The 25,176-nt window shown below is 58.0% G+C and carries 27 protein-coding genes; 5 read left to right on the top strand and 22 right to left on the bottom strand.

Features of this window, described 5'->3' with window-relative positions; all coding sequences use genetic code 11:
• Positions 1-124: 124 nt before the first annotated feature.
• The 8 genes from ACFQY0_RS19080 to ACFQY0_RS19115 all read right to left on the bottom strand — a co-directional run bounded on the left by ACFQY0_RS19080 (position 125) and on the right by ACFQY0_RS19115 (position 4,672).
• Positions 125-604, bottom strand: coding sequence for an RHS repeat-associated core domain-containing protein (locus ACFQY0_RS19080; RefSeq protein WP_379715873.1), 480 nt, complete (start codon positions 602-604; stop codon positions 125-127).
• 178 nt (positions 605-782) lie between these two features.
• On the bottom strand, positions 783-1,016 hold the full coding sequence (locus ACFQY0_RS19085; RefSeq protein ID WP_379715876.1) for a hypothetical protein: 234 nt from the start codon (positions 1,014-1,016) through the stop codon (positions 783-785).
• A 197-nt stretch (positions 1,017-1,213) separates the two neighbouring features.
• The gene (locus tag ACFQY0_RS19090; RefSeq protein WP_379715878.1) at positions 1,214-1,990 is read right to left on the bottom strand and encodes an RHS repeat-associated core domain-containing protein; all 777 of its coding nucleotides are present in this window, start codon (positions 1,988-1,990) and stop codon (positions 1,214-1,216) included.
• Positions 1,991-1,994: 4 nt separating this feature from the next.
• Complete coding sequence (locus ACFQY0_RS19095; protein ID WP_379715881.1) at positions 1,995-2,879, bottom strand: tetratricopeptide repeat protein; 885 nt, start codon at positions 2,877-2,879, stop codon at positions 1,995-1,997.
• A 637-nt stretch (positions 2,880-3,516) separates the two neighbouring features.
• Complete coding sequence (locus ACFQY0_RS19100; protein ID WP_379715883.1) at positions 3,517-3,768, bottom strand: PIN domain-containing protein; 252 nt, start codon at positions 3,766-3,768, stop codon at positions 3,517-3,519.
• Between the two features lie 10 nt (positions 3,769-3,778).
• On the bottom strand, positions 3,779-4,003 hold the full coding sequence (locus tag ACFQY0_RS19105) for a hypothetical protein (RefSeq protein WP_379715886.1): 225 nt from the start codon (positions 4,001-4,003) through the stop codon (positions 3,779-3,781).
• The gene (locus ACFQY0_RS19110; protein WP_379715889.1) at positions 4,000-4,155 is read right to left on the bottom strand and encodes a hypothetical protein; all 156 of its coding nucleotides are present in this window, start codon (positions 4,153-4,155) and stop codon (positions 4,000-4,002) included. Before ACFQY0_RS19110 ends, ACFQY0_RS19105 begins: the two co-directional genes overlap by 4 nt.
• 10 nt (positions 4,156-4,165) lie before the next feature.
• Entirely contained in the window at positions 4,166-4,672 is a 507-nt protein-coding gene (locus ACFQY0_RS19115) for a hypothetical protein (protein ID WP_379715892.1), read from the bottom strand.
• Between the two features lie 99 nt (positions 4,673-4,771).
• Here ACFQY0_RS19115 and ACFQY0_RS19120 point away from each other — a divergent pair, with 99 nt between their 5' ends.
• Positions 4,772-5,122, top strand: a complete 351-nt coding sequence (locus ACFQY0_RS19120; protein ID WP_379715894.1) for an ArsR family transcriptional regulator — start codon at positions 4,772-4,774, stop codon at positions 5,120-5,122.
• Positions 5,123-5,395: 273 nt separating this feature from the next.
• On the opposite strand, the gene ACFQY0_RS19125 is transcribed toward ACFQY0_RS19120, so the two are convergent.
• From ACFQY0_RS19125 to ACFQY0_RS19135, 3 genes are all read right to left on the bottom strand, one after another.
• Positions 5,396-5,605, bottom strand: a complete 210-nt coding sequence (locus tag ACFQY0_RS19125; protein WP_379715896.1) for an antitoxin — start codon at positions 5,603-5,605, stop codon at positions 5,396-5,398.
• A gap of 78 nt (positions 5,606-5,683) precedes the next feature.
• Positions 5,684-5,992 (bottom strand): type II toxin-antitoxin system RelE/ParE family toxin, encoded by a 309-nt coding sequence (locus ACFQY0_RS19130; RefSeq protein WP_379715899.1) that lies wholly within the window; start codon positions 5,990-5,992, stop codon positions 5,684-5,686.
• A 3-nt stretch (positions 5,993-5,995) separates the two neighbouring features.
• A complete protein-coding gene (locus ACFQY0_RS19135) occupies positions 5,996-6,247 on the bottom strand; it encodes an antitoxin (RefSeq protein ID WP_379715902.1) in 252 nt (83 codons plus the stop codon).
• A 519-nt stretch (positions 6,248-6,766) separates the two neighbouring features.
• Here ACFQY0_RS19135 and topB point away from each other — a divergent pair.
• Both topB and ACFQY0_RS19145 read left to right on the top strand, forming a co-directional pair.
• The gene (gene topB, locus ACFQY0_RS19140) at positions 6,767-9,295 is read left to right on the top strand and encodes a DNA topoisomerase III (protein WP_379715905.1); all 2,529 of its coding nucleotides are present in this window, start codon (positions 6,767-6,769) and stop codon (positions 9,293-9,295) included.
• A 156-nt stretch (positions 9,296-9,451) separates the two neighbouring features.
• On the top strand, positions 9,452-10,084 hold the full coding sequence (locus ACFQY0_RS19145) for a site-2 protease family protein (RefSeq protein WP_379715908.1): 633 nt from the start codon (positions 9,452-9,454) through the stop codon (positions 10,082-10,084).
• 3 nt (positions 10,085-10,087) lie between these two features.
• Here the strand turns inward: ACFQY0_RS19145 and ACFQY0_RS19150 are convergent, their stop codons facing one another.
• The 3 genes from ACFQY0_RS19150 to ACFQY0_RS19160 form a co-directional block, all read right to left on the bottom strand.
• On the bottom strand, positions 10,088-10,825 hold the full coding sequence (locus ACFQY0_RS19150) for a sulfite exporter TauE/SafE family protein (RefSeq protein WP_379715911.1): 738 nt from the start codon (positions 10,823-10,825) through the stop codon (positions 10,088-10,090).
• A gap of 256 nt (positions 10,826-11,081) precedes the next feature.
• On the bottom strand, positions 11,082-12,371 hold the full coding sequence (locus ACFQY0_RS19155; protein WP_379715914.1) for a DUF1501 domain-containing protein: 1,290 nt from the start codon (positions 12,369-12,371) through the stop codon (positions 11,082-11,084).
• A gap of 173 nt (positions 12,372-12,544) precedes the next feature.
• Complete coding sequence (locus ACFQY0_RS19160; RefSeq protein ID WP_379715917.1) at positions 12,545-14,089, bottom strand: DUF1800 domain-containing protein; 1,545 nt, start codon at positions 14,087-14,089, stop codon at positions 12,545-12,547.
• A 110-nt stretch (positions 14,090-14,199) separates the two neighbouring features.
• On the opposite strand from ACFQY0_RS19160, the gene ACFQY0_RS19165 reads away from it, so the two are divergent.
• Complete coding sequence (locus ACFQY0_RS19165; protein ID WP_379715920.1) at positions 14,200-16,665, top strand: U32 family peptidase; 2,466 nt, start codon at positions 14,200-14,202, stop codon at positions 16,663-16,665.
• An 88-nt stretch (positions 16,666-16,753) separates the two neighbouring features.
• Positions 16,754-17,734 carry a hypothetical protein gene (locus ACFQY0_RS19170; protein WP_379715923.1) on the top strand — a complete coding sequence of 327 codons (981 nt, stop codon included), beginning with the start codon at positions 16,754-16,756 and terminating at the stop codon, positions 17,732-17,734.
• A gap of 60 nt (positions 17,735-17,794) precedes the next feature.
• Here the strand turns inward: ACFQY0_RS19170 and ACFQY0_RS19175 are convergent, their stop codons facing one another.
• The 8 genes from ACFQY0_RS19175 to ACFQY0_RS19210 are packed head-to-tail and all read right to left on the bottom strand — an operon-like array spanning position 17,795 to position 25,114.
• Positions 17,795-18,367, bottom strand: coding sequence for a hypothetical protein (locus ACFQY0_RS19175; RefSeq protein ID WP_379715926.1), 573 nt, complete (start codon positions 18,365-18,367; stop codon positions 17,795-17,797).
• 11 nt (positions 18,368-18,378) lie between these two features.
• Complete coding sequence (locus tag ACFQY0_RS19180; RefSeq protein ID WP_379715929.1) at positions 18,379-19,674, bottom strand: porin; 1,296 nt, start codon at positions 19,672-19,674, stop codon at positions 18,379-18,381.
• A gap of 5 nt (positions 19,675-19,679) precedes the next feature.
• Positions 19,680-21,194 carry a tetratricopeptide repeat protein gene (locus ACFQY0_RS19185; RefSeq protein ID WP_379715931.1) on the bottom strand — a complete coding sequence of 505 codons (1,515 nt, stop codon included), beginning with the start codon at positions 21,192-21,194 and terminating at the stop codon, positions 19,680-19,682.
• A complete protein-coding gene (locus ACFQY0_RS19190) occupies positions 21,191-21,847 on the bottom strand; it encodes an energy transducer TonB (RefSeq protein ID WP_379715934.1) in 657 nt (218 codons plus the stop codon). The genes ACFQY0_RS19185 and ACFQY0_RS19190 overlap by 4 nt, the downstream gene beginning before the upstream one ends.
• Positions 21,844-22,254, bottom strand: a complete 411-nt coding sequence (locus tag ACFQY0_RS19195; RefSeq protein WP_379715937.1) for an ExbD/TolR family protein — start codon at positions 22,252-22,254, stop codon at positions 21,844-21,846. The genes ACFQY0_RS19190 and ACFQY0_RS19195 overlap by 4 nt, the downstream gene beginning before the upstream one ends.
• 17 nt (positions 22,255-22,271) lie before the next feature.
• Positions 22,272-22,892 (bottom strand): MotA/TolQ/ExbB proton channel family protein, encoded by a 621-nt coding sequence (locus tag ACFQY0_RS19200; protein ID WP_379715940.1) that lies wholly within the window; start codon positions 22,890-22,892, stop codon positions 22,272-22,274.
• Between the two features lie 3 nt (positions 22,893-22,895).
• A complete protein-coding gene (locus tag ACFQY0_RS19205; protein WP_379715943.1) occupies positions 22,896-24,335 on the bottom strand; it encodes a MotA/TolQ/ExbB proton channel family protein in 1,440 nt (479 codons plus the stop codon).
• The gene (locus ACFQY0_RS19210; protein ID WP_379715946.1) at positions 24,332-25,114 is read right to left on the bottom strand and encodes a DUF3450 family protein; all 783 of its coding nucleotides are present in this window, start codon (positions 25,112-25,114) and stop codon (positions 24,332-24,334) included. Before ACFQY0_RS19210 ends, ACFQY0_RS19205 begins: the two co-directional genes overlap by 4 nt.
• Between the last annotated feature and the right edge of the window lie 62 nt (positions 25,115-25,176).

Consider the following 25,176-nt stretch of genomic DNA (forward strand, 5'->3'; position numbering starts at 1 on the left):
TAGCCAAAAGACGAGCTAGAGGATACCGTCGTTTCGAGAATTTTCGTGCCATCGCCTACTGGATCGCGGGTAATCTCACGCTCAAAAATCAATGCCCGCTTACCCACTAAAATCTCAGGAGAGCCTAATTGGGATAGACAAAAATCTTAGCAGTTAGATCAGCGACGCACTTTAGTTGCCAATGCTGCTCGGGGTTGTAATCCTTCGGGCATTCGCAAGAACAACTGAAAGTTGACCCTTTAAAGCTGGTTCCGCCGGGACCCTTGTTTTTTGTATTCCTATCTATCTCGTAACCAGGCTCATTGTCCGCGGGATTAACATCGACGATGATCAACCCGAGGTAGTCCGCCTTGTTGATCATGTCGTTCCCGACAAACGTATAAAGGTTCACATCGCCCCGTTCACCAATCGGGTCCCTAGATAGCCAAAGAGGGATACCCGACGCGGTCTTCCGTGACTCGCCGTAGTTTTCCCGATGCGTTTCTAGGACGGCACGGCGAGCCTCTAAGCTCTCCGAAACACTTTCAGCAAAAAATCCCCAGACGCGGTTTTTCGCGGTGGGGTCGCTTTTGCTCGGCGCGGGTTCTGACAGGTAGTAGCCCAAAATTCTGGGCATAGTCCTAGCGACTTTCGGCGGCTAAAGGAAGAGGCTTTTTCAGGCCTTGCCGGTGTCCCCCCTTGCTCCAGGGGCGTCGCCCTGGTGGGCGTCGATGCAGCTCTCGGCTACCCGCGTGAACGCCATGTCAAAAAGTTTTGACTGACCCCTATTCTCCGTTCAGATTTTAAAGATCGACAAGCGATCCATTCCGCACTTTTGCCCAACCAACATGCTTAATCTTGGCTCCACGCAAGTTCACCGGACATTGCTCCGGCTCATCCGAGGCGACAATTAACTTAAAATCAGTGAGGCTAATGTGAAATCCAAGATCTCCTGCAACAGTCAGAACAACGAAGTCGTCCCATTCTCTTTCCCCAATTACAAAACGCGCCCTACTATCAGCTTGTGTCGGAATCATTCTGCAATTCTCGACAAGCCAAGCCTTACTTACGCTGTCAAACGAACCTAGCAGTCTAGATCCGGTGGACAGTTTCTTGACTGCCGTCTCGACCTGCTCCCTTTCCGATGTGGGCGACACGCCTTCGATTCCTTCCATGTAGCCACACGAACACAAGGCGCACATCAGCGATAGAATCAAACCAAGCCGCATCATTGCTACCTGACCTTTGTTGGGTTCATCTTGTTATCACAGCAATCCCAGCTGATCGTCATCTTCCGTTTCTTGTGGGCAATCAAAACGTTCCCACCACCCGGCCACGCATGACCAACTATCGAAGGGAGTGTTCCGCTATATGGATGACCGCCTTGATCACCTGGCTTAGCGTTACCCGGAACTCCCTGGCCGGGGAAGTAGGCGGCGGTTGCGGTAATCGTGATTTTTCCTTTCGTGCATAAGCCGCCATATCTGCTTTGGATCCAAGTGTCCTTGTTGCGATTAACGGTATTCCCATTGGTCTCCCAGTATTCTGTCAGGTTGGGTAACGCGAATGGATTCTGCTTCTCTAGCATCTTATCCGCCACATCCTCTTTGAACCCATCTCTGATTTGTTTGGCTTTCTTACCACAAATCTGATACCAACCGTCCCATTTGACTTGCTGTGCTATAACGCCTTTCTGTCCCTGCTCGGCGCCTGAAAGAACCCACTTGATAACCCATTGAGCACCGCCACAGGTGCCGGCCCCGTCCTTCTTCGACACAATATCCTGAGTATCCAGCTTGGGAGTCGGCCCTCTTCTTCCAGCAAGCCCCAAATAATCCCACCGGTTCACCCCATCATTCCCGACGAACCCATACAGGTTCACCCCTCCCTCTTCCTCAATCGGATCCCTAGATGGCCAGCGTCCAACATTCGGATCATAGTGAGCCTGCGTTGAGTTGGCCAAAAAGACCAAGTGAACGAGCGCTAAGAAGATGAATTTTAGATTTCTCATAAGTTTACCTGCTTTTGTGGAGACTTAGCGGTTTTGAGGGGGACGGCGGCAAGCCGAAATTGGGATTCCCAAAGGGTTGACCTGGCATTGGAGGACGGGGTGTGGGATCGGATAGGTGTTCGCCCGCGTGGCCGGGTGGTTCGCCGGAGTGGAGTGGCCCCTGATTTCGTAGGGTTTGCTGCTGATGCCAGAGAATCCAAGCGACTTCGGGAGGCTCGCCCCAAAGAGTCGGATCTGGCGGCATGCCAGCTCCCCGGAATTTCGACGCAGCTCGTGCGGCAGCTTCGCGTTTGGCCATGTCGAGAATGATCCCGTAAAGCTGGGCTTGCGGTGCGAGGCGAACAGCCTGTTCGTGAGCGGATATTGCCTCATCGCTCCGTCCTGCGGCCATGAGGCAATGCCCACGGATCGACATGAACACGGCACATTCCTCGGCGGCGGTCATATTTTTGATGAAGCCGTTGTCCTTCTCCTCTTGATTGGTCATCGGATAGGGCCATTTTCGATAGTGATCGTCATCGTAGGTGTTCACCCCAATGCCAGCAGCTTCAATATTGAGGCGTGTCTCCTGATCCTCCCAGCGCACGAACAGATGGTTTTTTGCACTGACGAGGGCGAGCGGATACTTGAGTCGTCTGCCAACGGCAATGTAGAACGAGGGCAAGGACGAGCAGGTTCCTGAGTTGTTTTCCCCTGTGAGGCCATGGATAAAGACGTCTCGTGAATCCGCAAAGAATTTGTCGTTCGACTCGAACACACCGACTGGAGTGACCCGATCCGGATTATAGATGATCCCGAAGTCCTGTTGGAGCACGGTCACGAGCATCGCCATGCGGTAATAAGGTTCCGAGTTCTCATAGTCGGCAGGATTCGAGCGGAACCGATGCATATTGCGGTCAGTTTCCAACCGGACACGAGTTGCCATTTCGTCGATTCGGTCGAGAGAATTGTCCAAGTCCAGTAACTCCGATCCTCGGAGACCCTCCGCGCAGAGGAGATTGATCAGTCCAATGTCCAACTCATCTATTTGATGCGGCTCGAGCGCAAGTAGGGCGGCAAGCGTCCACTTTTCGTAAGCCGGAGAATTAGACGAAATGGCACTGACCTTGGCCTCGTTCGCTTTGCGATTCCAAATCGCTGCTCCTGCCAGAAGAATCACAATCGCCGCACTAGCGACCCCCCAACGACGACTTTTCGCACGTTGTAGACGCTCTTGCTCAATCTGCTTGAGTCGCCGGTCTTTTTACTTGGACATCATGAGGAAAATGAACAATCAGGAATTCATTGCCAGCCGTTTCTTCCTCTGAGTTTATATTCTCCGCCTACCACGCACCCCTTCGTTCCTGAAAGTGAAAGGGGTCGCAGTCAAAGCGTTCTAGTTGAGATACAAGGAGTCGAGACTGCAGTCGCAAAGCGCAGAAACTGACTTCGCCAAACTTAATTCAGCCCATCGTCCGATCTACCATCCATCTCAAAGCGTTCAAAGTGCCAAAGCAGCTCAATGCGCCTGCCCCTCTACAAAAAATTCAACCCACCGCCCAGTCCTCGACCACCAGTCCAGGCATACGGTCGAACTCGCGGATATTGTGCGTCACCATCACCAGGCCCGCCGCCCTCGCGTGTGCGGCGATGAGCAGATCCATCGCGCCAATCGGCGTCCCTGACACCTCCAGATGCCGACGGATTTCCCCGTAATGCCGGGCGCACTCCCCACCGTAGGGCAACACCGGAAGCGATAGCAGGAAGAGATCCAGTTGCCGGTGGTAGACCTCATTCAAGATCATAGCACTACAGCAGTTCTTCGAGATCCTGGAGATCCTTCGGGCGCCCACTGGCGAGCTTGTTGATTTTCAGATCCGCGAGGCAAATGAAGGGGATCATCATGCTCCCGATTTCCACGAGATCCCGGCGATCATAGCAGCCGCTGAACTCGATGCCCGGGATACTGGTGAACAACTCCAGCCGCATCGACTCGAAGCCCATGCGGATAATCTTTTTGCCATCGGTGATCATCTCGGTGGAAACCGCATCCGGCGGAATCCAAATTCCTGCAGGACGGTGACGACGTGCAGGGCATTTTCAGGCGACGAGTCGATCCACAGATCCAGATCGCCGGTGTAGCGGGGTCGAGAGTGATGGATCACGGCGTAGCCTCCGATGACCATGAAGCGAACTTCAGACCGCCTCTTCCTCAAGCCTCTCCATCAATTCCCGGAAAGCCTCCGCGCCTCCCTCTCCCTCACACCACCGCCGGACGGCATCCAAATCGACCTCACTCTTTTGGCAGCGGCAGATCAGCACCGCTTGGTCAAAGTTCGCACGGGCTTTCCAGTGGATGTAGCCTGCAAGCCGGTCTTTCACACTGTCGGTCGGCGAGAGCAAGCGGAGCGTCCGACCTTCAACCTCGATATCCGCAGGCACCACCGGAAACTCCTCGCCAATCTCGACCGGGCCGCGCGGAAACTCCAGGAAAAGGTGAGGGCAGGAGGGATGCTTGAAATAGCGGGAACGTGAGGGCTCGAAACCGATGCGCGCAAGTTCTTCCGCCAATCTTGTCCGACCCGCATCGTCCGGCACCAGGTCGAGATCGCCGGAGCGATAAAGCCCCTCGGTGTAGATCGAGACCACCGCGCCACCGACCAACACCGAGCGGATCCCGGCACCCCCCAGATGCCGGGCCACGTATCTCCATAGCTTCTCCTCCGTGCAGCTTTTCCAATCGGGTTCTTCCCTCGCGACTTATGACTGGCTATTCGGGTCATATGACCGGACATTCAGGTCATGGTTTCAACGGCGCTCCAGGATCTGTTTGGCGGAAAAGCGGCGGAAGCAGTGCTTCTGGCGCTTTTCCATCATGGGGAAGCCTACGGACGATCCATCGCCCGTGACTTTGCCGTATCGCTGGATTCCGTCCAGCGCCAACTGGATCGCTTCGAGCGCTCCGGCACACTGGTCTGCAAACGGCAGGGACGCACCCTTGTTTACACTTGGAACTCGAAATCCCGCTTAGCCTCCCGACTCAGGGATCTCACCGGCGTGGTGTATGACGGTCTCGATCCGCAGACTAAAGAGCAGCTCTTCGCCGAACGCCGCCAACCCCGCGCCAAGGACAAGCCGGTGATTCGCAGGTAGATGATAGAAATGTTTCGATGCAGCACCTGCACTTGTCACGGTCGAGTCCATGAGAACCAGCCGATTTTATGAGAGGCTTGTTGTGTGTCTCGAAAGTGTCTGTCACTTCTCTCTGTGGTCAGACGAACTGCGTAGGCACTCCCTGTCGTATCTTCCGGAAACTTTTCCAGCTTCCAGTTGGGAACCCGCTCGCCGTCGATGGCTGGAAAAAACTCAAGAGGAACACCGCGGGCTTGCCGGCTCGCTCACCTCGTCAACTCTATTTTTGGATTTTTACTGTTTTAATTCACTGATATCCAATGCTTTGCTCCTTAACCTGACGCGAATGGGTAGCCAGCCACAGCAACCCAGTCTGGTCCAGAATTCCAGCACCACCGCAGCGCCAAGCCGTGTCACCACGACCTCATCGCCTTCGAAGCGAAATGACTTCGGCAAACGTACTGCCTGGCTGCGCCCGCTCTTGAATGGCTTCGCCGTGTCCATGAAACAACTATCTACCGTTGGTAGTTGCCGTAAAGTGGTGTTTTGCGGCACAGCATCCCTGCCATTCGCATACGCCGACTAATCCAGGCGCTCCTTGAGCCTCTCCATCAGTTCCATGCTCTCGTGAAAAACGGCAAGGATCAATGGGTGATCCCCGCTTCGCTCTTGGGGGAAGATTACATGTCTCTGGCAACGGGACACCCGTAGATCGCCACGGTGTCCAAAGACCGCTTTTGTGCGGGCCTCCCCTTTGCCAATCGCTTCAAAGTGGGCGTCGAGGAAACCGACATAGCGGATCGCCTGCTCGTCGTCCCATTTTACGATGGTGTAGCGAATAATCCCGGCGATGTCGCCATCGGCCAGATGGGATAGTTCAAAATTCGGCATGGGTCAGCGACTCTCCAGAATGTCCTGCAAGATGGCGCTGGCGGATGATCTGCCTTTCAATTGGCTTTCCCCATGGTGGTCGATCCGCGCATCAAGCAACGCCTCCAGCTCTACCAAGGCCTTCTCTTCATCGCCTGCTCCGATGTCGATCTTCCCCTCTAACAGGTAATCCTTCATCGACTTTCCCTTCAGGGCGGCAATGGCTTTCAGCTTCCTGTGCTCCTCAGGAGATACGTCGATTGAAATTCTGCTCATGATTCAAGTCCCTTCCGTTGCGCCCATCATACCCCACAAACCCACATTTGTGCAAACCGATTCTAGCAAGCTTTGGCCTGCCACTCTCCCCACCGGTAACTAATACCAAGCAAAGTCCCAAGCATCCCAGCCCGCAGCAGCAAAGCCCACCGCCAACCGGCATCCTCGCTTTCAAAACAGCTAAACGACCCTACCTCCGCGATTTGCCTCATTCCTCCATCGAGCACTCATCCTGAAATCGGAGTCATCAAGGTGGCTTGCAAAGCGGTGTCGGCGCTCCCTCCTTCGCGCAAGGCTTCGGCGGGCAGGCTCCGACTCGCTCTGCCACCCACCGACCATCGGCGCGGGCGCGCTCCAAATTCTTCCATCTCAGCGCCTTTTCCATCTCGCCGCCCCCTCCATTTTCCTCGCCCCTCAAATTCCATCCCCTACGGGGATCGCCCACCCAAATCGGGAATCCCCTTGCCAAGTTGCCCTCCGGCCCGCTAGTGGCTCCTCACCGACCACTCTGACACCTTCATGGGAAAAACACTGATCATCGCCGAGAAACCATCCGTCATGACCGACCTCAGCAAATCGCTGGCGAAAGTCCTCGGCAAGTTCACCAAAGAGGGAAAAGCCCGCGAAACCTGGTTCGAAAACGATAAGGCGATCATCACCTCGGCCGTCGGTCACCTCGTCGAACTGCGCATGCCCGTCGGCCCGAAAGGCAACAAACTCCCTTGGAATTTCCAGGTTCTCCCGGCCATCCCCGACCATTTCGAGCTCGATCCCGTCGAGAAAACCGCGCCGCGCCTCCGCCAGGTCCTCAAGCTCGCCAAACGCAAGGACGTGAGCGAAATCGTCAATGCCTGTGACGCCGGCCGCGAAGGCGAACTGATTTTCCGCTACATCATGGACATCGGAAAAATCGACAAGCCGGTGAAGCGCTTGTGGATGCAATCGATGACCAATCAGGCGATCCTCGATGCCTGGGACCGACTGCGCTCCGACGAGGAAATGCAGTCGCTCGCTGATGCCGCCCGCTGCCGTTCCGAATCCGACTGGCTCGTCGGCCTCAATGCAACCCGCGCGCTGACCTGCTTCAACTCGCGCCACGGCGGCTTCAACATCACCTCCGCCGGCCGCGTCCAGACCCCGACGCTCGCCATTTTGGCCAAACGCGAAGCCGAAATCCGCGCCTTCAAGCCGGAAGACTACTTCGAAGTCCACGGCACCTTCGGCGTGCAGGCCGGCGACTACCCGGGCCGCTGGTTCGATGAGTCGTGGAAAAAGGATGCCGAGAAACCCCACGCCCGCCCCGAGCGGATTTGGGACCGCACGCTCGCCGATGCCATCAAGCAACGCTGCGATGGCAAGACCGGCAAGATCGAGGAAACCAAGCGACCTTCCACCCAGATCTCGCCCCAGCTTTACGACCTCACCACCCTCCAGCGTGAAGCCCCCTTCTCCGCCAAAGGCACCCTCTCGCTGGCCCAGTCGCTTTATGAAAAGCACAAGATGGTGACCTATCCGCGGACCGACTCGCGCTACCTCCCCGAGGACTATGCCGCAACCGTCCGCGAAACCATGTCCGAGATCGCCAACTCCGATCTCCCCGTCGCCGATTTCGCCAAGGCCGTTCTCAAGGGCTCCGACGGCGCCAAGCTTCATACCTCGAAGCGCGTCTTCGATTCCAAGAAGGTCACCGATCACTTTGCCATCATCCCGACCGGACGCGTGGTGAAGCTCAGCGAGCCTGAGGAAAAGCTCTACGACATGATCGTGAAGCGCTTCATCGCCGTCTTCTTCCCGAACGCCGAGTTCGAACAAACGACCCGCCTCACCAAGATCACCACCGGTGACGTCACCGACGTCTTCAAGACCGAAGGCCGCGTGCTCATCAATCCTGGCTGGCTCGCCGTTTACGGACGCAAGCCAGGCATCGCCGCCGGCAAGGACGACCTCACCGTCGTCGCTCCCGGAGAATCCGCCGAGACCAAGGAAATCGAGATCCGCGACGAGCAAACCAAACCGCCCGCCCGCTTCACCGAATCCACCCTGCTCTCCGCCATGGAAGGCGCCGGCAAGCTGCTCGACGACGAAGCTCTCGCCGAAGCCATGTCCGAACGCGGACTCGGCACTCCGGCGACCCGCGCGGCGATCATTGAAGCGCTCATCCGCCAGAAATACATCGCCCGCGATGGCGACGGCGGTCGTTCACCGCTGCACGTCACCGCCAATGGCATGCGCCTGATCAAGATCGTCCAGGAAATGGACATCAACGGTCTCGCCTCGCCCCAGATGACCGGCGACTGGGAATACAAACTTCGTCAAATGGAGCAGGGCCAACTCGCCCGTGACGCCTTCATGAACGAGATCAAGGCCTACACGACTGACATCGTGGAAAAGGCCAAAGGACTCGCCACCGAACTGAAGAGCCGAACTTTCCCCGACCTGAAGGCTCCCTGCCCAAAGTGCGGCGCCAGCACCCTCAAGGTCACCGACGCCACCTACGAATGCCGCGAACCCGAATGCGGATTCCGTTCGAAAAAGTACATCGCCAGCCGCCTGCTCTCCGAAGAAGAAGCCCGCCAGCTCTTCACCACCAAGTTCGTTGGACCTCTTGAAGGCTTCCGCTCGAGATTCAACAAGCCCTTCGAAGCAGCGCTCGAGCTCGACGACAAATTCAAGATCAACTTCGTCTTCGACGGCGACGACAAGGACTCCTTCGACGACCTCACCGACGACCAGATCATCGCGAAGGTCGAGCGCGACGGCAAGGAGCTCAAAGTCTACGCCACCGACAAAGCCTACCTCGTTCCCGGCATCAAAACCAAGAACGACCCCGACGGCTTCCGTCTTGGAAAGTCCATTCTTCAGAAGGAAATCGAGCAGGCCCAGACGATCAAGCTCGTCACCGAAGGCAAGACCGACCTGATCAAAGGCTTCATCTCGAACAAGACGAAGCGTCCCTTCGACGCCTTCCTCACGCTCGACCCGAAGACCGGCAAGATCGGCTTTGAGTTCCCGCCACGGGAAGCCCGTCCGAAGAAGAAAAAGGACTGAGTCCGCTGACCCGAGGACTGCCGTGTCTCGGCATGAAATCGCTGCCGGGATCCATCGGCAGGCTTCGTCGGCCCCTAGTTGGGCGAAGCGGACTTCTGCCCCCCCGCGCGATTGAGGCTTGCCCCCTTTCATTCCCGGCTTAAGACCTCCGCCCACATGGTTCGTTTCTCCCTTTTTGGCATCCCGATCGAAATCCGGCCCTGGTTCTGGATCACCATGATCATTTTCGGCAGTCTGTGGACCGGCTCGGGCAGCTCGCGCGATGCCGTGATCCTCATCGCCCTGTTCGTCATTGCCGGCTCGCTTTCCATTCTCGTTCACGAGCTGGGGCACGCCCTGGTCGGACGCGCCTTTGGCGCCCCCACGGGAATCGTCCTCGAAGCCTTCGGTGGCTATGCCGCGTTTCCGGCCGGAGCCTTTACCCGTGGTCAGAACTTCCTCGTGACTGCGGCTGGCCCCGGCATTCAATTGATCTGGGGTGGCATTTTTCTGCTGATCCTTCTTTTCGGCAATTTGCCCGATACGATGATCCAGAGATTTGTGACCTACAGCGTGGCTGTTAGTTTCATCTGGGCCATCTTCAACCTGCTTCCTGTGCTGCCTTTGGACGGCGGACGTCTGGTCGAGCACACCCTTGGTCCGAAACGCACCCGCACCACCCTCTGGATCAGCTTTGCCACCGCGGTTGTCATCACCGTCCTCGGCGTGATCTACAAGCAGTACTTCATCGCCTTATTTCTCGGTTCGATGGCCTATCAGAACTGGCAGGCGATCCAGCAGCACCGCTGAGGCTCAGCTCAGCATCCTCACCGCCGCCATCGCAGCGAAGACCAGGATCATCCACTCGAAAGCGCGCTGCGGCACCTTCAGCAGGGCCCATTTCCCGATGTAGATCCCGGCGACAATCCCCGGCGCCAGTTTGAGGTTCTCCATCAGCGTCTCCGAGTTGATCAGATTGAGCTGCCCATTGATTGGCACCTTGATGATGTTGATCAGCAGGAAAAAGCGCGCGCCGATCCCGATCATCTCCATCTTCGGCAGCCGCCGCGAGAGCAGGTAAAGCTGGATCACCGGACCCGCCGCATTGGCCAGCATCGTCGTCACTCCGCCAGTCACGCCTGCCGCCGTGCCGAAGGCATGATGGTTCGCCATCCTTTCCAACACCCCAGGTCTCAACGCCCTGAGTCCTTGGAGCGCCAGCATCAGCAAAATGGCCACGCCAATCGTCCGCCGTGCCACCAGCTCAGACACATTTCCCAACAGCCACCAGCCGATCGCCAAACCCACCAGAGCCGCCGGCAGCAAGCGCCATACGTCCTTCCAGCTCCCGTATTTCCGAAAGGCCGGATACACGATGATGTCTGCCAAAATCAGCAAAGGCAGCGCCATCCCCGCCTGTGCCTTCGCCCCGTAGAGGTGCGTGAAAATCGCTACCCCTAACAGCGAGGTTCCACTGAACCCCGCCTTCGATACCCCCACGCAAAACGCTGCTAGCAGCGCCAAAGCAAGTTCCCACGGACCATCCAGCACGCGCGCAGCCTAGCGACCGTGGGCTAGGCTGCCAGCTTGATCGTACGACCACTGGTTGTTCCGGCTTTGGGGGTCAGGATTCAGGGGGCAGTGGTCAGAAAGATCGGTAAAAGGCTTCGCCTCACGCGATTACCCGGAGCGAAAGGGTCTTCTCACTTCTCACTTCTCACTTCTCACTTCTCACTTCTCACTGATCACTGATCACTGATCACTGATCACTGATCACTCGGCACTCGGCACTCCCGCGCAGCGGTCCTCACCCCATAAACCCAAGCGTCCCATATTCCCCCTTCAAGATCGGCGCGGGATTCGTTCGCATCCAGTCCTTCAGGACCGTCGCATACACCTGACGGAAATCCACCGAGTGCAGCAAGTCTCCCTTATCCAGATCCGTCAAACTCGGGGCCGCACCGTATAGCCCGCCTTTCACCGGCGCACCCGCCACGAACAAACACGATGCCCGCCCGTGATCCGTGCCCGCGCTGTTGTTTTCCTTCACCCGCCGACCAAACTCCGAAAAGGTCATCAGCGTCACGCGATCCGCATTTCCCTGATCCTTCAAGTCCGCAAAAAACGACTTCAAGGCATCATCCAACTGCCCGAGCAATCGATCGTGTGAATTGATCTGCTGGTTGTGCGTATCGAAGCCGCCGTGGCTCACGTAGTAAACCCGCGTCGGCATCCCACCGGCCACCATCCGCGCCACCATGTTCAAGCTCCGCGCAATCGGCGTCGCCCCGTAACGCACTTTCGTCCGGTGCTTCGCCGCAATCTCCAGCACCGTCTTCGAAGACACCCGCGCATCCATTGCCACACGCTCCAGGAAAGCCAGATTGTCCTCGCCCACAATCCCACCGGCCTTCCCTAACATCTCGATCGAAGCGCCATCCACCGGCGCGTCCGGTGAATTCAGCGAATCAAACAACCTCTCCGCCTCCGCCATTTCACCACCGCTGTGCATCCAGCGATACAGTTCCGGCGAACTCAGCGAAACTCCGGGATTCCTCAGCGCCCCGAAGCTCTCCGGCTGCGTCTTGTTGAGCGAAATTCCCACCGTCGGATCCGCGCCCGGACAGGCATTGTCAAAATATCGACCAAGCCATCCCGTATTCGAACGATTCGCCGTATCCCCCGTTTCCCAGATCGACGTCGAAACGAAGTGCGACCTGTTAGGGTTCGGATATCCCACCCCCTGCACCACCGCCAGCTCACCTTCCTTGAAGAGACGCCCCAGATAAGGCATCGAGCTATTCAGCCCGGCTCCATCCGCCAGCTTGATCAAATCCTTCTCTTTCTTCGCCAATCGAGGACGAGCCTTGTAGTAGGCATCATCCTCAAACGGCACGATCGTATTCAAACCATCGTTCCCGCCCGCCATCTGAAGAACGACCAGGATCGTATCATCCTTCCCCGTCACCGCCTGCGTCGCCAGATCCTTTGCCGCGACATGCATGTCGGCAAAAGTCCGCTCCACAAACATCGGCACCGTCCACGTCGCCGATGCCCCCAGCACCGTCGACCTCAAAAATTCACGTCTCGTCTTCATAGCTTCTAAAAGTTCGTTGTTAGAATTCCAGCACCAAGATGGATCGGACGAATAGGATATCAGAAAAATGGTCATCTATCTTATCCATCCCATCCATCCTGGTCCAAAAGCTTCACTGGTCCGTCTTCATCGTTTTGAAATTGGAAAATTGATCATTGAAAATTCCAGCGAGCCTAAGCGAGCTGGTAGTGCGGTGTGCTCATCATCAGATGACACAGCTCCGCCACTTCGTGATTGGTGAAAACCGCGCCCTTCTTCGCCTTCGCATACTCCACAAAAGTCTCACGCTGCTTGCTCCCAAGCTCTGCCTGGAACAAGCGTGCCATCAACGCGTCCGCCAACTTCTCCGGATCTTCCCGCAATGCTCTCGGGGCAATCTTCTCATAGTCCGGCCCCTCCCATGACTGCGTCCCACGCGCCATCATCCGCGCCATCGGACCATTCGCCTCCTTGGCCATCTCCATCATCATGTCGTCGCCACCCGCATCTTCCTGACCAGTCGACTCCGCGCCCTTCGTCACCATCCCGGCGATGTTGTAGCGACTCAGCAAGGTATTCGTGTTGATCCAAGCCTTGCCCCAGTCCCAGCCCGCGACATTCGGAGGCATGAAAAGCACCTGCCCCAGCTGCACCTGCGCCACCGTCACGTGACCGCCAGCCAGTTCATCGAGTTCCAGCTCGCGCGACATCTGAATCAAAAACTGAATCGGACTCTTGATCTGATTCCGCATCACCGTGGGATCGTAGAATGCCCGCGACAAAAAGATCTCGCGCAGCACAGCCTCCACCTCGAAACCGCTCTCGCGGAAAGTCTTCGCCAGCCGCTTGCTGATCGCCGCAGGCACCTCGTCCTCCACAAAATACTTCCACAGCTTGGTCGGCAAATACTCCGCCGCCGCTTCCTGCTCGAACAACAGATCAATGAGCTGATCGCCATCGAACTTCCCCGTCTTTCCGAACACCGTTTTCTCCCCGCCATCCCACTGGAAGCGCACATGCATGACCTTTCCTTCCCGACGATCAAATCGATACCCCGTGAAAGCACGCGCCGCCTCCTTGATATCAGTTTCCGAATAATTCCCCTCACCCAGCGTGAACAACTCCATCACCTCACGCGCGAAGTTCTCATTCGGTTTTCCTTTCACCGACGCCTGAGTATCGAGATAAAGCATCATCGCCGGGTCCTTCAGCACCGCATGAGTCAGTGCTTTGAAATCCCCGAAGGCATGCTCGCGAAACAGTTGGTTCTGTTTCAGCAAGAGCGCCGGTTGTTTCACCTTCTGAAGCGATGTCGCAAAGTGGTCGTGCCAGAAAAGCACCATCTTTTCCCGCAGCGGCGCTTGCGAATTCATCAGCCGCCCAAACCACCAAGCCTGTCCCTCGAAACCTTGCCGACGGCTCTCGCGCTGCCGCTCCTGCTGCTGCACCCGGAACTTCTCCTGAGCGGCCTCGCTCGTGTCCCGCTCCGCCGCCATCCGCGCCTGACGCTGCTTCGCAAAGTTTTCCCGCATGGTCACGAAGGCCGTCTTCGGATCGGCCCAAGCCGGCATCGGGAAAGCATCGAGCGGCTCCTGCGGGTTCAAATAGGCCTCCACCGCCGCCGCCCGACCGAGTTGGTAAACCCTCTGAATCTCCTCCGGTGATCCGCCGAATCCCGCTCTGCGCATCAAATGCGCCGCTTCGCTCACCGTCCATTCGTCTTTTGCTTGTGCCAACATGGTTCCAGAGTGATGAACCCCGTCCCGCAATTGGAGTCGCGAGCACCCATTCAAAATTATCACAACCCCGCCTTTGCGTCCTTGGCCACTTGGCGTTTCAATACCTCCCCATGACCGATCCCGAACTTCTCAGCCCAGCCGGAAACTGGGACTGCGCCCGCGCTGCCGTCGCCGCCGGGGCCGACGCCATTTTCTTCGGTCTCCCCGCCTTCAATGCCCGCCTCCGCGCCGACAACTTCACCGAAGACGACCTGCCGGAACTGATGGAGTTCCTCCACCAGCACGGCGTCAAAGGCTTCGTCACGATGAACACCCTCATCTTTACCAGCGAACTCGAAGCCGCCGAAGCGCAGCTCCGACTCGTCGCCGAAGCCGGTGTCGATGCTCTCATCATTCAGGATCTCGGCCTGGCCAAAATGGCCCGGGAAATTGCTCCTAATGTCGAGCTCCACGCCTCGACCCAGATGACCATCACCTCCCCCGAAGGTCTCGCGTTCGTGGAATCGCTCTTCCCCATGGAGCGCGCCGTGCTCGCCCGCGAACTTTCCATCAAGGAGATCACCAAAATCACCACCTCGCCCGAGACCGTCACTCCGATCGAAGTTTTCGTCCATGGCGCCCTCTGCGTCGCCTACTCGGGACAATGCCTAACAAGTGAATCCCTCGGTCAGCGTTCCGCCAACCGCGGCGAGTGCGCCCAGGCCTGCCGCATGCCTTACGAAATCCTCGTCGATGGCGAAGTCCAGGACCTCGGTGAACACCGCTACCTGCTCAGCCCGCAGGATCTCGCCGCCGTCGACCTCATCCCCGAGCTCATCCAGGCTGGCGTCAAATCCTTCAAGATCGAAGGCCGGCTCAAAACCCCCGAGTACGTCGCCGCCGTCACCCGCGTCTACCGCAAAGCCATCGACGCCTGCCTTTCATCCTCCATCTCCCCTCCTCCATCTCCCATCACGCACGCCGACAGGTATGCGTTAGAGATGACCTTTTCCCGTGGTCTCACCACCGGCTGGCTCGCCGGAACCGATCACCCCTACCTGACCCACGGTCGATTCGGAAAGAAGCGTGGCCCCCTTCTCGGCACCATCACCGAAGCCCAGAACGGCTGGATTCGTCTCGACGTTCCGCCATCCGAACAGAATCCGCCGCTCAAAGCCGGCGACGGCATCGTCTTCGATGCCGGAGAAAACCGCGACCTCGAGCAAGGCGCGCGCATCTGGAAGGTTGAGAACGACCGCATCATCTTCCACCGCACCTTCAGCGGCATCAACTTCGACCGCATCCGCCCCGGCATCACCCTCTACAAGACCTCCGACCCCGCCCTCGAATCCGAGATCCGCAAGTTCTGGCAGAATGCCAAGCTCACGCCGAAAAAATCACCTCTCCACCTCACCGTCGCAGGAGCCCCTGGCAAGCCACTGATTTTGCGAAGCGGTGAATCTCAAGTCACCAGCGAGCAAGCCCTCCAAGAAGCCTCAAAGCACCCCCTCAACACCGAGACCCTCACCAAGCAGCTCAGCCGCCTCGGAGATACCCCTTACGAGCTCGCCTCCCTCGACAACCAACTTGTCGGCGACTGTCACTTCCCCCTCTCCGCCCTCAACCAACTCCGCCGCGACCTTATCGAAAAGCTCGGACCGCTGACTAGCGTCGGCGCTGCAACCGGAGCGACCACCATCAGCTACCAGGACCTCCTCCCAAAAAGAGAGTCCAGTTCCTCGCTGCCCCCCCAGCTCTCCATTCTCTGCCGCAGCCTCGACCAGGTCAGCGCCGCCCTCACCTGCGGTGCCAGCATCATCTACTGCGACTTCGAAGACCCGCGCCGCTTCAAGGAAGCGGTGAGCCTCGTTCGCGAAGGAACCGCGAAGATCCACCTCGCCACTCCGCGCATCCTCAAGCCTGGTGAAACCGGATACCTCAAGCTCATCGAGCGCGCCGAGCCCGACGGACTCCTGCTCCGCAACCTCGCTTCCCTCAACTACTACAAACATCGTAGCGACCTCGCGAAAACCGGCGACTTCTCCCTCAACGTCGCCAATCCCATCACTGCCGCCCTGCTCAAGGATCAGGCAGCGCTCGATCTCCTCACCGTTTCCTACGATCTCAACATCGGCCAGGTCCTCGATCTGCTCGACCATGCTCCGCCCGAGTGGTTCGAGATCTCGCTTCACCAGCACATGCCGATGTTTCATATGGAGCACTGCGTGTTCTGCACCTTCCTGAGCGAAGGCACCACCTACAAGGACTGCGGACGGCCCTGTGAAAAGCACGTCGTTCATCTGCGCGACCGGGTCGGCCAGCTTCACCGCCTGCAGGCCGACGTCGGTTGCCGGAACACGCTCTTCAACGGCCGCGCCCAGACCGGAGCCCGATTCTACGAATCGCTGCGGGAAAAAGGCCTGTCCCGCTTCCGCATCGAGCTGCTCGACGAGGACTCCGCCACCGCCATCCGCACCATCGAAGCCTACCAGAAACTCCTCGCCGAACGCTGCTTCCCCAGTGAACTCCTCGCCGAGGTCGAAGCCATCGAAAAGCTCGGCGTCACCGAAGGCACCTTGCGGAGCGGCTCGCTCTGAGCACCCGTCGGGCCCAGCGGAAACGCATGTCATTCTCCCCCGAATCCGGAGGTTGCCCCACTCTAACCCCTGTGATATTTCTCGGCTCATGAAAGCCCAATTGCTCTTCACACTTCTCGCCCTTCCCGTCCTCAACGCCCAGGACAGCACCTCCACCATGAGCATGGAGGAACGCAAGGCCTCCGTGGTCCAACTCAAGGAAAACATCGAAGCCCGTGAGGAGCGGCTTCAGGAACTCATCGCCGACATCAAGACCCTCGACGAACGCACCGAAAAGAAGATTGATCGGGTCATCGATACCCTCAAGCGCCTTGAAGATTCCGAGTCCTCGAAAACCCGGATCACCCGGCTGAAAGGCGAGGTCATCGAAGGCCTGCGGAAGTCCATCAATGCCTACGCCACCGAGCGACGGAAAATTTTCGAACGCATCCGCACCGACCAATCCGGCGCCTCGGATCCGCTCAATGAAAGCATCAACAAGATTGACGCCCGCATTGAGAAGCGTGCCAGCCAGATCATCGAACTCGCCAAGAGCATGCCTCAAGGCAAGGACGTCAAAAAGTATGAAGGCGACGGCGGCGACTACTACAACGGCTGGTATCACGAGGACTCCCGCATCAGTGAGGAATGGCGCCAGAACCGCCGGCAGGGTGTCGCCACCGAGAACGAACTGCGCGATCTGACCCAGGCGCTTGAAGGTGCCATCGAAGATCTTGATCGCCGCATCATGGCAGTCGAAGCGAGGCTCAAGGACGGCAAGCTGAGCCCGGCCAACACCATCCTCGCCAAACAGGAACTTGCCCGCAATCAGGCGATGCTCTCGAGCCGGAAAAAGGAACTTCTGGAGCTTTCCACCCCCGCTGGCACCACCTCCGGCGATGAAGCGAACAAGGACACCGCCGACCGCCTCAAGGAGATGTTCGAGGATGCCCGCGGAGACATCCAGGACGACCACTGGGCGGTGCTCAAGAAATACGACGAAGCCGTGGACGAGCGCGAAAGCATCCTCAAGATGCAGGCCAACCTCGAGGCCCGCGAGAAGTGGCTTTCGGAAAACGCAGGCGAGTAAAACCCGCCCCATTGATTCTCATCACAAAGGCCCACCGCATCAGGTGGGCCTTTTTTTGCGTTAGGGATGGACCCTGCGGAAGAGGCTCTTCACCGCCACATCCGTTGCTTTCGTCAGAGTGCCCGACTCACCGGCATCCGCTCCGAAAAAGCGAGCCGTCACGTCCTTACGGGCCTGCTTGCCACTCGTTCTCGCTCTTACAATCGCGGAATCCAGGCTCTGGGAGAGCTGCTCCCGCATCTCGGCCTCCGCACTCACGGGAACCGCATCCGGCGCCGCCACGGCCATTTCCGGCCGCGTCACTTCACCGGTATCGAAGGGCGCACCATCGACTTCGCCGCTGATTTCCGCAGCCCGCACCAGTCCGTCACTCGTAACGACCACGCGGATCTCCGCCGTGTAAACACTCACCCGCTTGACCACCTGCTCAAGCTTCATCGTGATCTCCAGCGTGCCCCCCTCCAGTGAGCGCAGCACCGGCGTCGATGCCCGGAAGCTCAGGCCGTCGATGCCATACCACGCAAGCTGGTCTTCGTTCCAGCCGTTGAGGTCCCGGCCGACGCCGGACATGTCCAGTTCAGCCGCCGCCAGCGGCAGGGCGCCAAGCATCAGGATGGTAAAATAGTGTTTCATCTGTCGTCTTGTTAGAAGGAAAGCCGTGCGCCCGTGTGCCAGACCCAGGCATCAGTTTCGAATCCGCCGGCATCGTCCTTCATGAGGGCATACTCAAGTCCATTGAGCACCGTGACCTTGTCCTGATAGAGGTGCAGGTTCGCACCGAGATAGAAGGAGTGGAATTCATCCCCGACAAACAACGGCGAGGTGTCGTAGAAGGGGTCACTGCCCGCCCCAAGACCACCCACCAGCCCGGCCGCATCATCCGTATCGGCGTAGTGGTAGCGTCCCACAACCTTGAGGGTTCCCGGAACCGCCCAATAACTCGGAGTCAGGGTCATGCCCCAGGCATTCAGATCTCCATTCGCCAGCTGGAAATCGCCCTCGAAGGCGAAGCGATCGCCCTCCAGCTCGATCCCGGTCGAAAACAGATGGGTGAAGGCGGGGTTGTTCGCGATGAGCTGGTTGCCGTTCGCCGAACGCCGTCCCGCCACATCGTAGCGGGGAATCGACCGACTGTCTCTTCCATCCAGATTGTAGATATAGTCAAGGTGCCAGCGGGTCCGCATGGATCCACCGCCTTCGAGGGATTCGCCGCTTTCGTAGGCCAGACTACCGGCCAGGAATCCGTCTCCGTGGAAGCCGGGAATGTAGCGATCGGAGTCTCCCGAGAACCAGCCGATGCTCCAGTCCCAAGGCGCGCAGTCCTGAGAAAAGGAAACACCGAGCGTCTCTGCCGGCATCAGCATGTTGGAGAGAAGTGTGCGCTCCGGCGTGAGGAGTTGATGCGGCTCTTTCGAACCTTCGATGCCGAAACGTGGCCTCATCTTGCCGTAGCTGACATAATAGTTCGGACGAATCTGAGTCTTCGCCTTGAGTCGCTCAATTCGCTGGAAGTCGGCGTCGCCTGCAAACTCGCCGACGGCCTCGATCTCGGTGTTTCCAAACACCTTCATCCGTGCCCCGAGACGCGCCCGGCGGGTTCTTGTGGTGTTCAGGTCGGTGTCCGTGGCCCCCTCGGTCTTCGCATCACCCCATGATCCCGAAAACTCAAAGAGCCCCATGATGGCGAGCTGCTGGACCCACGGGTTGTCATTGTCTTCGAAAAGCACGGCACGTGACCAGACCGGATCGAGCGGACTTGGTGCCCACTCGGGTGCCACATAGCTCACTTCACCCCCGACCTCCTCGCTTTCCTCCTCGGGAAGCGGCGGAAGATCGATCTCGTTGACCTCCTTCTTTCCTTCAAGGATGTCGAGCGCTTCATTCGCCGCCAGCGGCAGGGAAAGAAGCAGGAACGGGGTGATGATTTGAAATGGTTTCATGGTCTTCATGGCTCTGTCTTTTCTTCGCTCTTCTTCGCCTCACGTTCGGCTTCCTCTCGTTCGATTCTTTGTTGCTCCCTGTCCGCCGCACGTCGGACCCGGCTCACGTAATTCTTCAAGCTTTCACTAGGCTTGAGCTCGAGCGCCTTATCCAGTGCCGGCATCGCCTGGATGTACTGCCTTTCTCGTACCAAAAGCTGACCCAGCGCGAGGTTGCCGGCGTAGGCCGATGACTCGATGCCTGCGGCCAGCTGGAGATTGGTTTTCGCATCGACGATCAGCTTGGCGCGGCGTTCTTCGTTTTCCTCGCTCTTCGCCATGGTTCCATAGTGGTTGCCCAACTCGGTCAACACTTCGCCATTCATCGAATCGCGCTTCACCAGTCCCTCAAGCACCTGGCCCACGCGTTCCAGATCACCTGCCGAACGCGCGATCTTCGCTTCAACCAATTCCAACTCGGTCTCGTCCTCCGCGCTCAGGCTGCTGCCTGCCTTTGCCCGGATCTGCATCACGAATGCCTCGGCCTTATCCGGATACCCGTAGTCATTGAGAATCCGCGCCGCCTTGAGCGATCGCTGGACATCGAGCTTCTCCTCTTTGTTCATCGCCGCCGTGTAAGCGAAGAGCGCCAACTGAGGCTCTTCCTGATCCATGTAAAGGTTGCCCAGCAGCGTGAGTTCCGACTCGGAGGCCAGACCCTTCATCCGCAGCACTTCGAGGTTCACCGCTGCCTCCATTTTCTTCTCCTGGGCGAGCAGCGCATTCGTCTGCTGCAGCCACAGGTCGCGATCCTCCGGATACTCCTCGATCAGCGTGCCCAGCATGGAACTCGCTTCCTCCATCTTCTCCTGCTGGATCAGTGCCTGAGCCAGTCCGAGCTTCCAATCGCGCGACTCGGGATCGAGCAGATAGGCCTGACGATAGGCATTCTCCGCCGCCAGCGGCTTCTGTTTCAAAAGGTAGGTGTATCCCAGCAATCCGTAGACCCGCGGATTTCCTTCACCGAGGGAAACCGCCTGCTGAAAGTGCGCCATCGCCTTATCAAAGTCCTCTTTCGAAATGTAGAGGTAGCCGAGGTTAACGTGGGCGCGGCGGAACTTCGGGAATCGGCGGATCGCCTCCAGAAAGGCCCGGCGAGCTTCCTCGCTACGGTCCGCGCTGAAATAGAGGTTTCCCAAAACGAAGACCATCGCCGCACTGATTTCCTGCGGCTCCTTCTCGGGATCCGTGGGGGCTTCGGTCTCCTTGATGAATCGGATCAACTCGGTCTCCGCCTCCTTGAATTTCGCCGCATCGAAGAGCTCGCGAATCTTCACCAGCATCCGGCTTTCCGCAGGGGAAACCTTCGGCTCGACATCGGATAGAAACCCATAACTCCCGACAAAGTCCCTGACGAACTCGGGATCCTGAAAAAGGTTGCGCGGAGGAATGATTCTCTCGGCCACCGCCGTCATGGACGCCGTGGCAAGGAGCAACACCGATAACAACCGGCGTGAAAAGGGATTGGTCATAACTCTCATCGTTTCACTTCGAAATTGAATGGCACCACACAGGTTGCCTTGACTTTTTTGCCACCGCGGACGGCTGGCTTGAATTTCCACTTCCGCACTGCTTTCAGCGCGGCCTGATCGAGACTGCTGTTCCCGGATGACTTGCGGATCTTGGTGCTACCGACACCTCCATCCGCATTGATCACGCAAGCAATCTCCACCTTTCCACCCACACCCTTGCTAAGAAGGTTGTTGGGATAGACCGGCTGGGATTTCACATAAGGTTGCGGGGGCGTTTCCAGATCACCGCCGCCAAAGGCATCGTCGCCACCGCCCATCGCGAAGTTCGGGATGCTCAGCGCAAAGCCGCCACCCGTACCGAGCGAAAGATCACCGACATCCAGTGCCATGTCCAGATCCGGCGCTGATTCCGGAGGGGGTTCGGGCGGCTCTTCCTCCGGCTCTTCCGGTGGTGGCTCCTCCATCACCAATTCCTGTTCCGGTGGTGGCGCGGCTTCCGGCTCGGGCATCACCACTGCAGGAGGGCTCGTCATGTCGGAAAGCTTCTGCGAAAGCGGAATCGCCACAAAGACCGCAAGGGTCGCAATGACGCCGCCGATGATCGCGAAGATCCCGGAGTAACGTCCGCGAGGGGGGCGGTAGACATGACGCGGCTTGCTCACTTCAGCGATACGGAGATTCGTTCTTTTTGAGCGCCAGCCAGGATCGCCTGCGCATGCACCTGCTGGACGATTCCGTGCGAGGCCTCCTTGTCACCCTGAATGATCACCGGCATGTCCGGCGTCTCGATGAGACTGGGTTTGATCTTACTCAGAACCCCCTGGACTCCGATGCTTTCGCCGGAATAGAAAACCTTATCTTCCGCCGTCACGGCCAGCAGGATGCTGTTGCTATCCAGCGCGCTCGCCGCACCACCCGAGTCCGGCTTGTTCACTTTCACCCCCGTCTCATCGACAAAGACGGTGGTCACAATAAAGAAGATCAGCAGGATGAAAATGCAGTCAATCATCGGCGAGAGGTCGATGTGCACCTCTTCATCCGCGTCATCTCCAAGACTTCTTCCAAACATAACGAGTAAAAATTGAATTAGTGATCCTTTTGAAACCGAGCGCAGAGAATCTGGCTTTCGAGTCGGGTCAGAGCGGCGGAGATCCGGTCCCGTTTGCTCTTCACGATCAGGGCAATGAACAGCCCGGGAAGCGCGATGGTCAGTCCCGTCTGAGTCGTGATCAGAGCCTCCTTCATCCCGCCGGCGACGCGCGTCATGGCCGCCGCTCCCCCGCCCTGAGCCAGTCCGTTGAACATCGCCAGCATGCCCATCACCGTTCCCAGCAGGCCGGCCAATGGCGCGGCGGCTACCAGGGTGTTGACCACCAGCAGGCGGCGATCGATCGCCGACAGGAGGTTCAGGCGGACTTCCGCAAATCGCCGCTGCACCGTCTTGATCGTCAGCCGCGGCCCATGCATCACATACTTGATCGCCTCACCCATCCGGCCTTCCGCCGACTCCGGATTCTCAATCCACTTCTCCCACTCATGCGAGTCTTCGCCTGTTAGATTGCCTCGATTCACATAGGCAAAGGCTGCGAATGCCGTCGCGTAGAGAATGAATGCCACACTTCCCAGCATCAACATGATCCAGCCACCCGAGGTGAAAACCTCGAGCACCTCGGAAACCAGTCCCTGACCCTCAGCGAGAACGAACATGACTTATGCGGGGTTGGGGACGAGTTCGGAATCGTCATCTTCACCCTCATCGGTGCCCATGACGGATTTCTCGCCACCAGTGAGTTCCGTCGTGCCATTGATCAGGGCAATGCCGATGGATTCGATTTCACTGAATTTGCCCTTCGCCAGACTTTTCATCATGCCATGCAGGACGAGCACCGGAATCGCCACCACCAGACCTTCCGCGGTGGTGATCAGGGCCTCGGAGATTCCCACGGTGAATGCCTGCTTGTTACCGGAATCAAGGGCCATCGCCTTGAAGGTCTTGATGATGCCGAGCACGGTGCCGAGCAGGCCCATCAATGGCGCGGCCGCGGCTGTTAGACCAAGGAAGGGCAGAAAGCGATCGAGCCGTGGCTTGATCGAAACCATCTTCTCAAAGAGGGATTCCTCCAGCACCCGACGTTTTTCATAAAAGCGTTCGACTCCTGTTCTCACCATCTCGCCGGACATGCCCTGAAGGCCTGCCGCCTTCTTCCTCGCTTCCTCCTGACGGTCGGAAACCAGGTCATCGATGATCTCATTGATCTTGCGACGCGATGGCACGGGAAATCTCGTGATCTCAAGGACCTTGAAGACCGTCAGACCCAGTGCCACCAAACCGAGAAGCAGAATTGCATGGCCGACAATGCCGCCAGCTTCAATCACCTCTATAAGCGACTCTTCAGCCGCCTCCACCTTGAGGGCCTTACCAAGCGTGGGATCGAAAGGAACGTGGCCCGCTCCGTTGCTTACCGCCGTGGCAATCATTCCATCCTCTGCCACCTTGACCCCCACGGCCGTCGGAATGCCGGTATTGTTTTCTTCGAATGTCGTGACGCCTTCAAATTCACCATCGCTTGACCGGAAGTAGGCCGCAGGACCGAGCAGCATGAACTCCCCTTCCTTGGCCTCGGTGCCGTTGCGCATCGCCTTTCCCTGAAATCGCTGACCACCAGCCAGCTCAGGCAAGCGCTTCAAGCCAATCTCGAGCGCTTCAAGTCGCGCCTCCATCTCCTTTTCCGGATCATCCTTGGCAGCCAGTGCCGCTTCGGAAATCGATTGGAGCTTCTCGCGATAAATCTGGTTCTCCGCCGCATGGAGACGGTTCGTCAGATTGTCACCATACTGACGGAGCACGCCCACAGCATAGTCGAAGTTGGCGCGCAGAATCTGGGTGTTGCGCTCGGTCGTGCGTTGCTTGCTGGTGCGCATCGCCTCCTCACGCTCGAGCTCCTTCAGCTCACGTGAGAGCTTCAGCACCTCGTCATCCAGTGTGTTGATCTCGCGGTAAAGCGCGGTGCGCATGCCTTGATACTCGCGCGATGTCGCTTCGAGCTCCTTGCGTGCCGTCTCGATTTGAGCTTCACCCGCAGTTTGAGCCGGCGAGGGCGAAGCGCTCAGGAGAAGGGCCATCAGGCCCGGAAAAATGAAGGTCTTCATGGTAGACTGATCGGTAGGGAAATAAATTTGGCGTCGGCATCACCATTCATCACATCGACGAGTGCCCGCACATCGGCAGCCAGCTCGTTCTTCTCTTCGAAAGCCCATCCATCCGGACCCGGCTTGCCGACAAAGGCCACTTCACCCGCATCATCCACACCATAGGCTGCCGCGAGACCGAAGTAGACCATGTTGATCTTGAGCTCGCGTCCATCCGCCACCTTGCGGCTTTCGCTATCCAGATGCACCGATCCCTGAAACTGCTCGGCTGCCGCCATCAGGTTCAGAACATTGTTAAGGCGTGCATTGCCACCCTGCTCAGCCTGCTCCGGCTTGGCTGCCGCCGCCTTGAGATCCGAAATCATCTGCGCCACCCGCGGCTCCTTGGTCAGTGCCGGCGGAAGGATCGGCAGTCGCTCCACCATCGCTTTCTCAAAATCGGAAAGGCGTGAAGCCAGCAGATCATTCGCGGACTTCAAGGCATCGTATTTTTCCACCGCTTCCAGCGACTTCTTGTCTGCCGCGCCCTTGCTCGACTTCGCTTTCTCAATCTGCTCCTTGAGATCCTCAATCTCTGTTAGAAGACCATCCCGATGACCTTGCAGCACCTGGCTGTCCTGGTCCCAGTCATCTTCCTGTTTCTGGATTTCGCGGGTGGTTTCGATCCATTCGCGAATCGAGTCCTTGAGTTTCTCAGTCGATGATGCCTTCGCATCCTCGGCATTTGCCAGGGATCCTGAAAGCAGCGACAGGGCGATGAAAGTGGATAAAGCGCGCATGGCTGGTAGCGGGCGAATCAAAGAGTCGAAATGGTCACTTTCCCATGGTCACCGTGTGACGA

Source organism: Haloferula chungangensis, from assembly GCF_042664875.1.
In the GTDB taxonomy this organism is placed as follows: Bacteria; Verrucomicrobiota; Verrucomicrobiia; order Verrucomicrobiales; family Akkermansiaceae; genus Haloferula; species Haloferula chungangensis.